At 57.8% G+C, this 13171-nt stretch carries 11 protein-coding genes and 1 pseudogene; 11 read left to right on the forward strand and 1 reads right to left on the reverse strand.

Annotation, left to right across the window (positions count from 1 at the left end; genetic code table 11):
• Nucleotides 1–362 precede the first annotated feature (362 nt).
• A complete protein-coding gene (gene lysS, locus OQH67_RS05120) occupies nt 363–1844 on the forward strand; it encodes a lysine--tRNA ligase (RefSeq protein ID WP_215435574.1) in 1482 nt (493 codons plus the stop codon).
• Nucleotides 1845–1860: 16 nt separating this feature from the next.
• Nucleotides 1861–2631 (forward strand): PP2C family protein-serine/threonine phosphatase, encoded by a 771-nt coding sequence (locus tag OQH67_RS05125; RefSeq protein WP_215435573.1) that lies wholly within the window; start codon nt 1861–1863, stop codon nt 2629–2631.
• A gap of 19 nt (nt 2632–2650) precedes the next feature.
• On the opposite strand, the gene OQH67_RS05130 is transcribed toward OQH67_RS05125, so the two are convergent.
• Complete coding sequence (locus tag OQH67_RS05130; protein ID WP_215458902.1) at nt 2651–3382, reverse strand: DUF3313 family protein; 732 nt, start codon at nt 3380–3382, stop codon at nt 2651–2653.
• Nucleotides 3383–3669: 287 nt separating this feature from the next.
• On the opposite strand from OQH67_RS05130, the gene OQH67_RS05135 reads away from it, so the two are divergent.
• From OQH67_RS05135 to OQH67_RS05180, 9 genes and pseudogenes are all read left to right on the forward strand, one after another.
• Complete coding sequence (locus OQH67_RS05135) at nt 3670–4338, forward strand: hypothetical protein (protein WP_215719996.1); 669 nt, start codon at nt 3670–3672, stop codon at nt 4336–4338.
• Nucleotides 4339–4420: 82 nt separating this feature from the next.
• A complete protein-coding gene (gene plsY / locus OQH67_RS05140) occupies nt 4421–5077 on the forward strand; it encodes a glycerol-3-phosphate 1-O-acyltransferase PlsY (protein ID WP_215435570.1) in 657 nt (218 codons plus the stop codon).
• A 1-nt stretch (nt 5078) separates the two neighbouring features.
• Nucleotides 5079–6101, forward strand: a complete 1023-nt coding sequence (locus OQH67_RS05145) for an NAD(P)H-dependent glycerol-3-phosphate dehydrogenase (protein WP_215435569.1) — start codon at nt 5079–5081, stop codon at nt 6099–6101.
• 38 nt (nt 6102–6139) lie between these two features.
• A pseudogene (locus OQH67_RS13125) lies at nt 6140–7060 on the forward strand (alpha/beta hydrolase).
• Nucleotides 7061–7247: 187 nt separating this feature from the next.
• Nucleotides 7248–7682: an exosortase system-associated protein, TIGR04073 family gene (locus tag OQH67_RS05160; RefSeq protein ID WP_067569511.1), complete on the forward strand. Its 435-nt coding sequence runs from the start codon at nt 7248–7250 to the stop codon at nt 7680–7682.
• Between the two features lie 294 nt (nt 7683–7976).
• Nucleotides 7977–8795, forward strand: coding sequence for a hypothetical protein (locus OQH67_RS05165; RefSeq protein ID WP_215435566.1), 819 nt, complete (start codon nt 7977–7979; stop codon nt 8793–8795).
• 71 nt (nt 8796–8866) lie between these two features.
• Nucleotides 8867–9928 carry a radical SAM protein gene (locus OQH67_RS05170; RefSeq protein WP_215435565.1) on the forward strand — a complete coding sequence of 354 codons (1062 nt, stop codon included), beginning with the start codon at nt 8867–8869 and terminating at the stop codon, nt 9926–9928.
• Nucleotides 9921–11168, forward strand: coding sequence for a radical SAM protein (locus OQH67_RS05175; RefSeq protein ID WP_215435564.1), 1248 nt, complete (start codon nt 9921–9923; stop codon nt 11166–11168). Before OQH67_RS05170 ends, OQH67_RS05175 begins: the two co-directional genes overlap by 8 nt.
• A 559-nt stretch (nt 11169–11727) precedes the next feature.
• Nucleotides 11728–13017 carry an O-acetylhomoserine aminocarboxypropyltransferase/cysteine synthase family protein gene (locus OQH67_RS05180; RefSeq protein WP_215435563.1) on the forward strand — a complete coding sequence of 430 codons (1290 nt, stop codon included), beginning with the start codon at nt 11728–11730 and terminating at the stop codon, nt 13015–13017.
• Nucleotides 13018–13171 lie beyond the last annotated feature (154 nt).

The following is a 13171-nucleotide window of genomic DNA, read 5'->3' on the forward strand; positions in this document are numbered from 1 at the left end:
CAAAGGTAAAAGCAATTATGCGTATGTGACCCCCTGCCGTTCATTTTTTATAATAAGACCAGATACGAACCAGAGAAAAAAATGCCGCTTGCGGCGTATGATATTGGTTTTCTTAGAGAAAGCTTGTCTTTTTAAAAAGAAGGCAGGACGTTAAAAATGCAATTTCAGAATATTTGCCTGAACTTCCTCGGCTGTGGAAAAAGCGGCTCTTCTCTTCGCCGCAGGCCGGTCGCGGAGAATGGAATCCTCCCCGTGGGATGCCTGGGGTAAACGGCATTTCATGCAGGGCGGGCCGCCAAAAATGGATTCTGCCTGACAATCCGCTAGCCAAAACGGAGTCAAGCCTTTAAAATCCCCGCACTATGTCCGAACAACAGCAGGCACATCCCAATACGACGGAATCCGAACTCATTGCCGTGCGCCGCGACAAGCTCGCCAAAATCCGCGAGCTGGGAATCGACCCCTACGGTGCAAGATTTGACGCGACCACCACGCCCGCCGAGTTGAAGGCCGACTTCCAGGAAGACAGGCAGGTGGCCGTGGCCGGGCGCCTGCTGGCCATTCGGGACATGGGCAAATCCCAGTTCTTCGTCATTGGGGACGTGCGCGGCAAAATCCAGGGCTTCCTGCACCGGAATGAAGTGGACGAAACCACCTGGAACCTGTGGAAGCTGCTGGACCGCGGGGACTGGGTCGGCATTACGGGAACCACGTTCCTGACGCGTACCGGGGAGCCTACCGTCAAGGTCTCCGGCCTGGTCATCCTTTCCAAGAGCCTCCGCCCCCTGCCGGACAAATGGCACGGCCTGGCGGACAAGGAAGTTACCTACCGCAAGCGCCATCTGGACCTCATTTCCAATGAGGAAAGCGCCTCCCTGTTTGTCACCCGCTCCCTGATGATCGCGGAAATCCGCCGTTTCCTTCAGGACCGCGGCTATCTGGAAGTGGAAACCCCCATGCTCCAGGACGTGGCGGGGGGCGCCGCCGCCAAGCCGTTTGAAACGTACCATAACGCGCTGGACATGCCGCTCACGCTGCGCATTGCCCCGGAACTCTTCCTCAAGCGCCTGATGGTGGGCGGATTCACCAAGATTTTTGAACTCAACCGCAGTTTCCGTAACGAGGGCATCGACCGCCGCCACAATCCGGAATTCACGATGCTGGAAGCCTACTGCGCCTGCGGAGACTTTGAAACCATGGCGGACATGGTGGAAGAACTCATCTGCCATCTGGCGGAAACGTTCTGCGGCGGCCTCCAGATCGACCACAAGGATGCGGAAGGCAACGTGCTTTATACCATTGACCTCACGCGCCCGTGGAAGCGTGCCGACTACCAGGACCTGATCCGCGGCGTGGCCGGCCGGGACTGGTTTGACATCACGCCGGAAGAACGCCGCGCCCGCTGTGCGGAACTGGGTGTGGAAATCAGCCCGGACATGAAGGACGTGGACGTTTCCCAGCAGGTATATGAAAAACTGGTGGAGGAAAAAACGATGAACCCCTGCTTCGTCACCCACGTTGCCAAGGACCTGGTGCCCCTGGCCAAGCTCAACAGGGAAAACCCGGACGTGGTGGATGTGTACGAGCTGGTGATCAACGGCCAGGAAATCTCCCCCGGCTATTCCGAACTCAATGACCCGGACGTCCAGAAGGAACGCCTGGAACACCAGGCCGCCGGGGAAACCCAGCGCGTGGACTACGACTTCATTGAAACGCTGGAATACGGCATGCCCTCGGCGGGCGGCATCGGCATCGGCATTGACCGGGTCATCATGATGCTGACAGGCGCGTCTTCCATTCGCGACGTCCTGCTCTTCCCCCAGTTGAAGCGGAAGGACAGTTAATTTTACCGCATGCCGCATGGCCCGACGCACTCCCGATACCCTGGACTGCGCTTCCGCTCAATGGATCGGCAAACGCCGCGAGCAGGAAGACGTGGTCAAAAGCCTTTCCGTTGACGGCGGAATGCTGGGAATCGTGTGCGACGGCATGGGCGGCCATCTCCGCGGCGCCTGCGCCTCCTGCGTGGTGGCGGATGCATTTGCCTCCGCGTTTGCGGAAAGCGGCCAGCAGGAAATCCCCGCCCGCCTGGCGGAAGCGCTGCACGCGGGCAATGAGGCGCTGGCCGCTACCCAAAAGGAACCTGAAGAATCCGGAACCACCCTACTGGCCGCATTCATCCGGGACCGCTGCCTGTGGTGGATCAGTGTGGGGGATTCCCCCCTTTACTTGTGGAGCGGCACGGACGGGTCCTGCATGGACCGCCTCAATGAAGACCATTCCATGAGACCGATTGCGGACTGCCTTTACCGGAAGGGGGAAATGTCCCTCCAGCGGGCCCTGCGGCAGCGTTGCGTGCTCCGCTCCGCCGTGATGGGCGGCCCCGTGGAGCTGGTAGACATCAGCGTGATGCCCCTGCTGCTCCATCCCGGGGATGCCGTTCTGGCCTGTTCGGACGGCTTGCAGGTCTGGTCCGAACTGTTGAGGGAGCCTTCATTCTTGGCCCTTAAGGCGGCGCGGGAGCGTTCCAGCCGGCATCTGGTGGAAACCGTCATGGAGCAGGTAAAGGACATGCTGGAACCCCAGCAGGACAATGCTTCCGTCTGGGCCGCCGTGGTTAGGAAGTCTTGAAAACCTTCCTCTACAGCCGTTAAAACGGATTCAGCGTGAACCACAGGGCGGGCGCCACCTTCCCGTTGCGTCCCTTGGCAATCAACTCCGCCAGTTTGGCGCTCCACATGTCGATCGTCTTCCGGTGGTTGCCGTACATCGTGTAATCCCTGGCGCTTCCGAAAACGGTCGGTTCGTCCGAACGGTAGTCGCCAAACACGGCCAGGCGCTCCCCGGTGCGTGCATCCGTCACACGGCCCGACATCGCCATGTCCCCTTTGGAGATCAACCCCAGGCCGTAGGAAACCCCCGGAATGAAAAAGGAGGATCCCAGGGACAGGAGATTGACGCCCACCAGGGTGCGGTTGATGCTGACAAAGGCTGTCTCCAGTACCAGGTCAGCTTTTTGACGGCTGTCCGCCAGGGCGATGGGAAGTCCCGGCTGTGCGGCCAGATCTTCCCGGAGTTTTCGGTCAAACTCTCCCGCCAGTTTCATGGCCTGGGCCTTGAACTCTTCCGGATGCCAGTGCCGGTCCGCTCCCGGCGTCAGGTAGTCGATGGTCGTTGGAGCGATGTAAAGCCGCTTGTAATGCTTCTCTTTTCCCTGGACTTTCGGGTTCACCCAAAGTCCTTCAAAGGGGGCGTTCCACGGTTGCAGGGTCTCGGGGGCAAACTCTGTCTTCGGTATTTTGGCAAGCAGATGTTCCGTGCATGAGCAGAACAGGCCGGCCAGGGCGGCGCAGGCGAATGCCAGCGGGAAAAAGGATTTCATCAGGGTTTTCATGAGGACGGAATTTGTGTGAAGACTAGCAAAGCTCGGGAAAATCGGCAAGGGAATCCCTCTGGTGAAGAAAAATGCTGCGGACTGTGCGGAAACGGCACGGTTCGCGCTCCGGAAACCGGGAATATGAGAATTCGGGTTGAAATCACGAAAAAACGGACTAATGATACAATCCTGTGAGAACTATCCTTTGCTCTTTATTGCTGGCTTCCTCCGTTGCCGTTGCTGCCCCTGTTTCCATTGGAGTGGCTCCTTCCGGCGTCGTTGTACGGTTTGATATGCAAAACTCCCCCGGCTTTATTTTTGTAAGCGAGCCTTTTCCCGGTGTGGAAGTAGGGTTGATCCTGACTCCCTCCGGGGAAAAGGTACAGCTGGCCGCCGGCAGGGAGGACGGACGCCTTGTTTGTACGGATTCCACAGGAAAGGACTTGGGCAAGGTAATGATGATCCCCGTTTATTCCATGGGGGTTGTCCTGCCGCCGCAATACGGATGCGCCGTGGCTGCCCGGGAAGCGCCTGCCCCGGAAGCGCAATGGATTCATGTCAAGGGAACCTTGCCCGTGCAAGTGCTGGACGGAGAGGAACAAATGGAGCCTGTCGCGCTTGAAATGAAAAAGGGGGCAACTGCTTCCGCGGGCCATGTGGCGCTCACGGTGGAAAACGCTGTTGTCAAGGACGGTTCCGTCACGTTGAACTTGAAATTATCCCGGAAAAACAGGGACGTTCCGGTAGATAGAATTCTCTTTCAGAAAATGGATGGGGCCGCGCTTGAAGCGGAGGGCAATCCGAAACAAGTCCACATGGCAAATGAGAACTATACGGTTGAATACGAATATGTCATCCCTTCTACGGATGCGGAACTTAAAGTGGTGCTCTTCAAAAAGACGGGCAGGGAAGTACAGGTGCCTCTTGACCTGAAAGTGGGTCTCGGAGGCCCCGCCAGGTAGGGAAGGCCGTTCCGGCGTCCGGGGCCGGGAAATTCTCAATTGTCATTTCCCCGGTGCAGGGGTAGAATGCTTTCCACACGAAATGACTGCCTGGATAGTTCTCTACATTGCGGCCTCCTATCTGGTGGGAGCGGTTCCGTTCGGCTACCTTGCCGGCAGGTGCAGGGGGCTTGATCTCAGAAAGGAAGGGTCTTGCAACATTGGCGCTACCAACGCATGGCGCGTGTTGGGCTGGCGGTGGGGCGCACCGGTATTTGCCCTGGACTTTCTGAAAGGGTTCATTCCCGTATTCGGCGCATTGCACTGGCTGCCGTTTCTGACCGGGGACAGTGCCGGATGGGACTTCAACACGGCGGTGGTCCTGGTATGTTTTGCCGTGGTGCTGGGCCATACGTACACCTGTTTTCTCGGATTCAAGGGGGGAAAGGGCGTGGCGACAACGGCGGGCGTTCTCTTTGCCCTCAATCCGGCAGTGGCCTGTACGGCTTTGGCTACATGGCTGGTGCTCGTAGGAATATCCGGCATCGTCTCCCTGGCCAGCATTCTGGCGGCGGTTGCGATGATCGTGGCGGGATGGTGGATGTATCCGCTCGCCGAGGGAGGAAGCATCTCGTCCCAGGTTCTCTATATTGCCTTCTTTACGTTGATCGGCCTGCTGGTCATTTTCAAACACCGTTCCAACATGGCAAGACTGTTCAACGGAACGGAACACTCCTTCTACTCCAAAAAGTCCAAGTAAGATGATAAATCGGTTACATAAAATAGCGGTGATCGGCGCCGGTTCCTGGGGCACGGCTTTGTCCATGGTGCTGGCAACCAGAGAATGCGAGGTTGTGCTGTGGACTCCCGTGGAGGCCCAGGCCAGGGAACTGGCGGAAACGAGGCGCAACCCTGTTCTATCTGAAACCGCCGCTCCCCTGGCTCCCAACATTCATCCCACTTGTGATCTGAACCTGGTGAAAGATGCGGAACTGATCGTGGTGGTGGTGCCTTCCGTAGCCATGCGTTCCGTAGCGCAGCAGCTGCGTGATCTGCCCGTGCGGCCGGATGCCGTCATTGTCTCCTGCACCAAGGGCATTGAACAGGGCACCCATAAAAGGATGACGGAAATTCTCCAGGAATATCTCCCTTCAAACCCCATCGGCGTGCTTTCCGGTCCCAACCATGCGGAGGACATTTGTCTGGGCCTTCCCTCCGCGTCCTTGATTGGTTTTGAGGATCCGCAATATGCGGACTGGGTGCAGCAAATATTTGCCTCCAAGACCTTCCGGGTTTATTCCGCTACGGATATCATCGGAATGCAGCTCGGAGGAACCATCAAAAACGTTTTTGCCATTGGCGCCGGATTGTGCGAGGGGCTGAACCTGGGGGATAACGCCCAGGCCGCCCTGCTGACCCGCGGTCTGGCTGAAATGACGCGCATCGGCGTAGCCAGCGGTGGCCGAAGGGAAACTTTCATGGGTCTTTCAGGCGTGGGTGATCTCATTGTCACCTGCTATTCGCGCCATTCCCGCAACCAGACGGTGGGGCGCAGGCTGGCGGAAGGAAAAAGCCTCCAGGAAATCCTGGATACCCTGGGCATGGTGGCGGAAGGGGTGCCCAACACGCTCTCCGTATATGAAATCGCCCGGAAGCTGAAAGTGCGCACGCCCCTGATAGATGCGGTTTATGCTGTGCTTTATGAATCCAAGGCGCCGATGGAGGTCCTTACGGAACTGATGACGCGGGACCCCAGACCGGAAATGGATGCAGACGATCATTGATCGGGGCTGTGGTGGGGGTGAGCCGGCACAGGCTTGCTATGGAGCAGCAAAAAATTTCGTTCGCGAACCGGAACGGCCAGGGTGTCACGATGGCGGCCTTCATCAATTTTCCCGACGGGTTTGATGCCTCCCTGCAAGATCCCGCCGTCATCGTCGCCCATCCCGGCGGCGGCGTCAAGGAACAGACGGCAGGACTGTACGCCCGGAAATTGGCGGAACAGGGTTTTTGTCACCATTGCCTCTGATGCCTCCTACCAGGGTGAAAGCACGGGTGAACCGCGGCATCTGGAAAATCCTTGCGTCAGGACCGAAGACATCAGCGCGGTGATTGATTATTTGACTATGCTTCCCTATGTGGACAACGGCAGGATAGGAGCCATGGGCATTTGCGCCGGAGGCGGCTATGCGGCCAATGCGCAATCAATGACCGCCGCATCAAGGCGCTGGAAACGGTAAGCGCCGTCAATATAGGCGCCATGCTACGGAATGGCTGGGAAGGGAAAGGCAGTTCAAGGGACGCCTTTCCGTTGCTGGAGGCCGGCTCCCAGGCCAGAACGACGGAGGCGAACGGTTCCGCCCAGGTGATATTCCCCCTTGCTCCGCTGAAGGAGGAAGACGCCTTCAGCGAAGAACTGCGCGAGGCATGGGAATATTACCGGACTCCCCGCTGCGCGTGCTCCACGGCTCCAAGCATTGCCGCGTCAAGAAGTCTGACCCAGCTCGTTACCTACGATGCGTTCAACATGGCGGACGTATTTCTGACGCAGCCCCTGCAGATTGTGGCGGGCAGCGCAGCCGGGAGCAAATGGATGAGCGATGACCTGTATGCCCGCGCGGCAAGCGGGGACAAAAATTACCATGTCGTGGAAGGCGCCGACCACATGTCGTTATATGATGTGCCGGAATATGTGGATGAAACCCCCTCCGTTCTGGCCTCCTTTTTCAAAAATCATCTTTAATTGTGGCCGGAAGCCTTTCTCTTCCTTTTGCGGCATGCCTTGCCGTGAACCTGTGCCGGAAACGGGGAGAAACGGGCTGCCGCCCCCGGCTTTTCCCTTTCCAGGGGAGCCAGGTACAGGGGACGGATGTTTTTTTGTTTTTTTGAGTTGCTTTTCCTCGACAAATTATACTATATAAACAATCAGTATGAAACGTGCCATCATCTCCGCTCTTTTCGCCGCCGGAGCCCTTGGGGTTGCCAGTGCGGACATCCAGGCTCCGCCCGCTTCCGAATACACTCCCACCCGCAAGCTGGGCCGCGCCCTTGCCAACATCATTTACTCCGTTGAAGAAATCCCGCTGGGGATCATCAACTGGACGAGCCGCGAAGGCGACTACGCCGGATTCTCTGTCGGCATTGTGGATGGCACCGCCACCATGTTTGAACGCATGGGCTACGGCATCTATGAACTTGTCACTTTCTGGGCGCCTACCTACAAGTGCACCTACAGGCCTCCCTATCAGGGCCGTTGCGGCATGAGCGGCCTCAAGGAATACAATCCCAATGGCGGCCTGAGCGAATTCCCTGCGGAACTCAGCTTCCAGAGCTACTATAACTACTCCCGCCAGCAGCGCGACTAAGCCGGGAAGCTGGTTGATCAATTTCAAAAGGGTTGCCTGTACATGCGGGCAGCCCTTTTTTATGGCAGCCTTGTCCCTGCCGGGCGGAGAACCCTTTTTGTTCCGGAAAGGAAAGTTGCGCTCTCCCTTGAGGGAATGAAAAACAAGCCCGGGAGAAACGCTATTCCGGAAACAGCGACGACTTTCGGAGAAAAGAAAACAGGGCCGGTAGCGTTTTACATCACGTGACGGCCGTCACGGTTGACGGAAGACAGGGAAAGAAGTACCTTTTCACAACGGAAAGGCTTCCATACCATGAATAACACAGTTGCTTTCATCGGCCTGGGCGCGGCAGCCTGCATCACGGCGCCTGCATTTGCCCAGGATACCCATACTTCCCTGACCAAGCAAAGCGTGGCCTGCATGCAGGAAATCACCGCCGCAATGGACAAGGTGACGGATGAGCCCGGAGCTGCCGCCGCGGTGGAAACCGTCAAGAAAGTGCATGAAAAGCTGGTGGACCTGGGAAAACGGCAGTTGGAGCTGCCCGGCGCCACTCCCCAGGAACAGGCCCAGATTGCGGCACAGATGGTGGAAATACAGAAAGTTTCCGGAGAACTGGTGAAATCCCTTGCCCGTCTCAAAAAGGAAAACCTGCTTACTCCGGACTTGCAGAAAGCCTTGATGAATTTGCAGTCCGTTCAGACGGAACTGGCGCAGGCTTCCAAAGACAAGGCTGCCCAGGCGGAGCCGTTCCCGAAGGATGCGGAAGGCAATACGCATGAAACCCTGCTGGAAAAAACCGTGGAAGAAGCAAAGAAGCTGGATAAAGCGCTGGCGAACGTGAAAGATGCGGAAACCAGCGCCGCTGCCGAGGAGCAGGTCAAGCACTACCGGGCTGCGTTGCTGGACATTGCCAAAAAGCAGGCCGCCCTGCCGCCCCTGACCAGAAACCAGCAGGCCAAGCTGATGGGAACGCAGCAGCAGCTTGTGGAAATGATGCAGCCCATCATCAAACACATGGCGGCTGTCATGCTTTCTCCCAATGCCACGCAGAACCTGAAGGATTCCATGAAATCCCTCTCCGAACTGCCCAGGGAAGTTCAGAAAATTCGGGAAGAAGCGGCCAAGTAGCCATTTTTGGAAAATGCCTCCTTTTGGGCTGGTCAAAGATAATAATTGTTCTAAAGTGGCAGTCCTGAGGAATGCGACCGACTTTTAGTGAAACAGATCTCAATGAACGTCCCTTTCTGGTTTTCTGGGAGGTGACGCGCGCTTGCGCCCTTGCGTGCAAACATTGCAGGGCCGTAGCCCAGCCGCGTCCGCATCCTGAGGAACTGAACCATGAAGAAGCCTTGCGGCTCATTGACCGGCTGGCGGAACTCCGGCCGCCCATGCTCGTGCTGACGGGAGGGGACCCCATCATGAGGCCTGATATTCTGGAACTGATCCGCGCGGCGGCGGACAAGGGGCTGCATGTGGCCTTGAGCCCTGCCGCCACGGCCAGGTTGGTGCATGCGGATTTTCATGCGTTGAAAGAAGCGGGGGTGCAAAGCATGTCCCTGAGCCTGGACGGCGCCCATGGAGCCACGCATGACGCCTTCCGGGGCGTGCCGAACACGTATGAACGGACCCTTCGCGCGGCGGAAATGGCCAAGGAGGCGGGCATGCACCTCCAGATCAACACCACCATTACCAGGAGCACGCTGGGTGAGTTCGACGACTTTGTAGAGCTGATGAAAAAAATGCAGCCGGGCATGTGGAGCGTCTTCCTGCTTGTTCCTACGGGCCGGGCGGCAATGGATGAAATGCCCGCCGCGGAGCAGGTGGAAGCCGTCTGGAAAAAACTCAGCGAGGTCAGCCGGGAAGTCTCCTTCGGCGTCAAGACCACGGAAGGGCACCATTACCGCCGGGTGGCCCTTCAGGAGGCACGTGCTCAGGGAGCCACGCCGGCGCGGCGCGCCATTCCCACGCGCGACGGAAAAGGCATCATGTTCATCTCCCACACCGGTGACATCCAGCCCTCCGGCTTCCTCCCCATCACGGCGGGCAATGTCCGCACGGACGATGTGGGCGAAGTGTACCGCACGCACCCTCTCTTTCTCAAGCTCCGGGACGACAACGCGCTGCTGGGCAAATGCGGCCGCTGCGAATACCGCACCATTTGCGGCGGCTCCCGCTCCCGGGCATACGCCGTGTACGGAGACATGATGGCAGAAGACAACCTCTGCCCCTATCAACCCAGGCTTTCACAACACCATGATTAACATCACCAGACTTTGGACAGGGGCGGAACAGCCCGCGGACCATTTGAGATACGGCCAGGGCCACGGGCACGGCCGTTCCGCCGGGGGAGCCGTGGAATCCTGCGCTCCCGCCTCTTCCCGCGTCCGCAAGCCCATTGTAGTATGGAACATCACCCGTACCTGCAACCTCAAATGCGTTCATTGCTATGCGGACGCGTCCGCCCGGAAATTTGACGGAGAGCTGGACTGGGACCAATGCTGTACCGTCATTGACGATCTGGCGGACTACAAGGTAAACGCCCTCCTGTTCTCCGGCGGCGAGCCCCTGGTGCATCCCCGTTTCATGGACCTGCTGGAACGGGCCACGGGAAAAGGGATGAAAGTCACCATCTCCACGAACGGCACCCGCATCACGCCGGAATCCGCCGCGCGGTTCAAGGAACTGGGTGTGGCGTATGTAGGCATCTCTCTGGACGGCATCGGCGCCGTTCATGACCAATTCCGGGGGGTGGAAGGCTCCTTTGACCAGGCGGTGCGCGGGTTCAAGCTGTGCAGCGACGTGGGCCAGAAAACGGGCCTGCGCCTGACTCTGACCCGCAACAACGTGCAATGCATGGAGCAGATTCTGGACTTCATTGACGCCAACGACATTCAGCGCGTCTGCTTCTACCATCTGGTGCCTACCGGCCGCGGCGTGGAAGTGCAAACGCTTACCCGGGAGGAAGCCCGCCATGCCATGGACACCCTCATTGCCCGTGTGGAAGAATGGAAGGCGAAAGGCAAAAACCGGGAAGTGCTTACCGTTACCCAGCCTGCGGACGGCATTTATCTGCTGCTGCGCCAGCTCCGGGAAGGTTCCCCTCTGGCGGAGGAAACGTTGAAACTGCTTCAATGGAACGGCGGCGGAGCGAACAGTTCCGGCCGCGGCATTGCCAACATCGACACGCAGGGCATGGTGCATCCGGATCAGTTCTGGCAGTCCGTGACGCTCGGCAACGTGAAAAACAACCTGTTCTCCGACTTGTGGGACGCCAAGGCGGGAGCCGCGGCGGAAATGCTGCCCGAATTGCGCGGGTCCGACGACCCGCTGGAACGGCAGAAAAAAATAGAAGGCCGTTGTGGCCGTTGCGTCCACTTTGCCCTGTGCGGCGGCGGATTCCGCACGCGAGCCGCCTTTGCCAACGGGCACTGGTACGGTTCCGACCCCGGCTGTTATCTGACGGAAGAAGAAATCTCCACTCCGCTTCCGGAAATCAAATAATCCTATTGGTTCCGGTAGGGGCGGAGCGGCATATGCTCCTGCCCCCTGAAACCATGGGCGGAAAACAATCTTTCACCGCAGAAAACGTTCTGCATGGAAGAAAATATTCCGTTGTGAAAAGGAAATGGCCTTGAAGGCATGGAAACCCGGGAATTCTCCGGTTGACAGTTGCGTAGTGTAAAGCCTCCGGAACGGGCAGATCCGTTCCAGTCCCAATTTTCGGCAAAAAGACAGCTTTCGGAAGTGCTTTAGATAATAAGTAAAAGTGGCTTTGCGGCTCTGTTTTCCGGAAATCCGGTGTTCCTCCCTGATGAATGGAACACTTCTCTCCACTCCGGCGGAGAAGGCGCCGGCGGAACAATTCACCGTAGAAATTTCTTCTCAATAAATGCACGGACCCAATGTCCGGCGAAGGAGGGAAACTCCAGTAAAAACACTCTGCGGGACGTCCCTGAGCAATCGCAATATTTTGTTCCCCGGCCCATTTGAAACCACCGCATTCCCGTCCTGTTTTTCCCTGCTTTACAAGGATGGGAGCATCGCATAGCATCCCTGCATCATGAGTCAGGAATTGAGACCGGAAACCCTGTGCGTGCAGGCGGGCTGGACGCCGAAAAAAGGCGAACCCCGCGTGCTTCCCATTTACCAGAGTACGACATTCAAATATGAAACCAGCGAACAGATGGCCAAGCTGTTTGACCTGGAGGAACCTGGTTTCTTCTACACGCGACTGCAAAACCCCACCAACGAGGCGGTAGCCAGGAAAATAGCTGACCTGGAAGGCGGCGTGGCCGCCATTCTCACTTCCTCCGGCCAGGCAGCCTCCTTCTTTGCCGTCTTCAACATCTGCGAGGCCGGTGACCACATCGTCAGTGCCGCTTCCATTTATGGGGGAACGTACAATCTCTTCGCCGTTACGTTCCGGAAAATGGGCATAGAAGTCACCTTTGTGGACCAGGACGCCCCGGCGGAAGAAATTGCCAAAGCGATCCGCCCCAACACGAAAGCCCTGTTTGCGGAAACCGTCTCCAACCCGACGCTCTGCGTACTGGACATCCATAAATTTGCGGACATCGCCCATGCCCACGGCGTGCCCCTCATCGTGGACAATACGTTCACCACGCCCATCAACTGCCGCCCCTTTGAATGGGGAGCGGACATTGTCACCCATTCCACCACCAAATACATGGACGGCCATGCCGCCGCCGTGGGCGGCGCCATCGTGGACAGCGGCAACTTTGACTGGGAAGCCCACAGGGACAAATTCCCCGGGTTGACGGAACCGGATCCGTCCTATCACGGTCTTTCCTACAGTAAAAGCTTCGGCAAGGGCGCTTACATCACCAAGGCAACCGTCCAGCTCATGCGCGACCTGGGTTCCATCCAGTCTCCGCAAAACGCCTTTCTGCTCAACCTGGGATTGGAAACCCTGCATTTGCGTGTCCCCCGCCATTGTGAGAACGCGCAGAAAGTAGCCGAATTCCTGCAGGAACAGGAAGACGTGGCCTGGATCAACTACCCCGGTCTGCCTTCCAACAAGTACCATGATCTGGCCCAAAAGCAGTTCCGCGGCGGCCAGTCCTGCGGGGTGGTGACATTCGGCATCAAGGGAGGCCGTGAACGGGCCATCAAATTCATGGACAGCCTGAAACTGGCCGCCATTGTCACCCATGTGGCGGACTCCCGCACCTGCGTGCTCCATCCCGCCAGCCACACGCACCGGCAGTTGACGGACGAACAGTTGATGGAAGCAGGAGTCAGGCCGGATCTCATCCGCTTCTCCGTAGGGACGGAAGCGGTGGAAGACATTATTGCCGACCTCAGCCAGGCTCTGGAAGCCATCCGTTAAATCTGTCTTACCTTCCTGTACATGCAGCCGTTCCGTGGAAATGTCCGGAACGGCTGTTTTTCATCTGTGATGGATGAAGCGGACGGGATGGCGGAGGAACGTTAAACGGTACACCTGAAAAAATAGCCGGTACATCCATCCCCGCTGCAAGAAA

The sequence above is a fragment of the Akkermansia biwaensis genome, from assembly GCF_026072915.1.
Classification (GTDB): Bacteria; Verrucomicrobiota; Verrucomicrobiia; order Verrucomicrobiales; family Akkermansiaceae; genus Akkermansia; species Akkermansia biwaensis.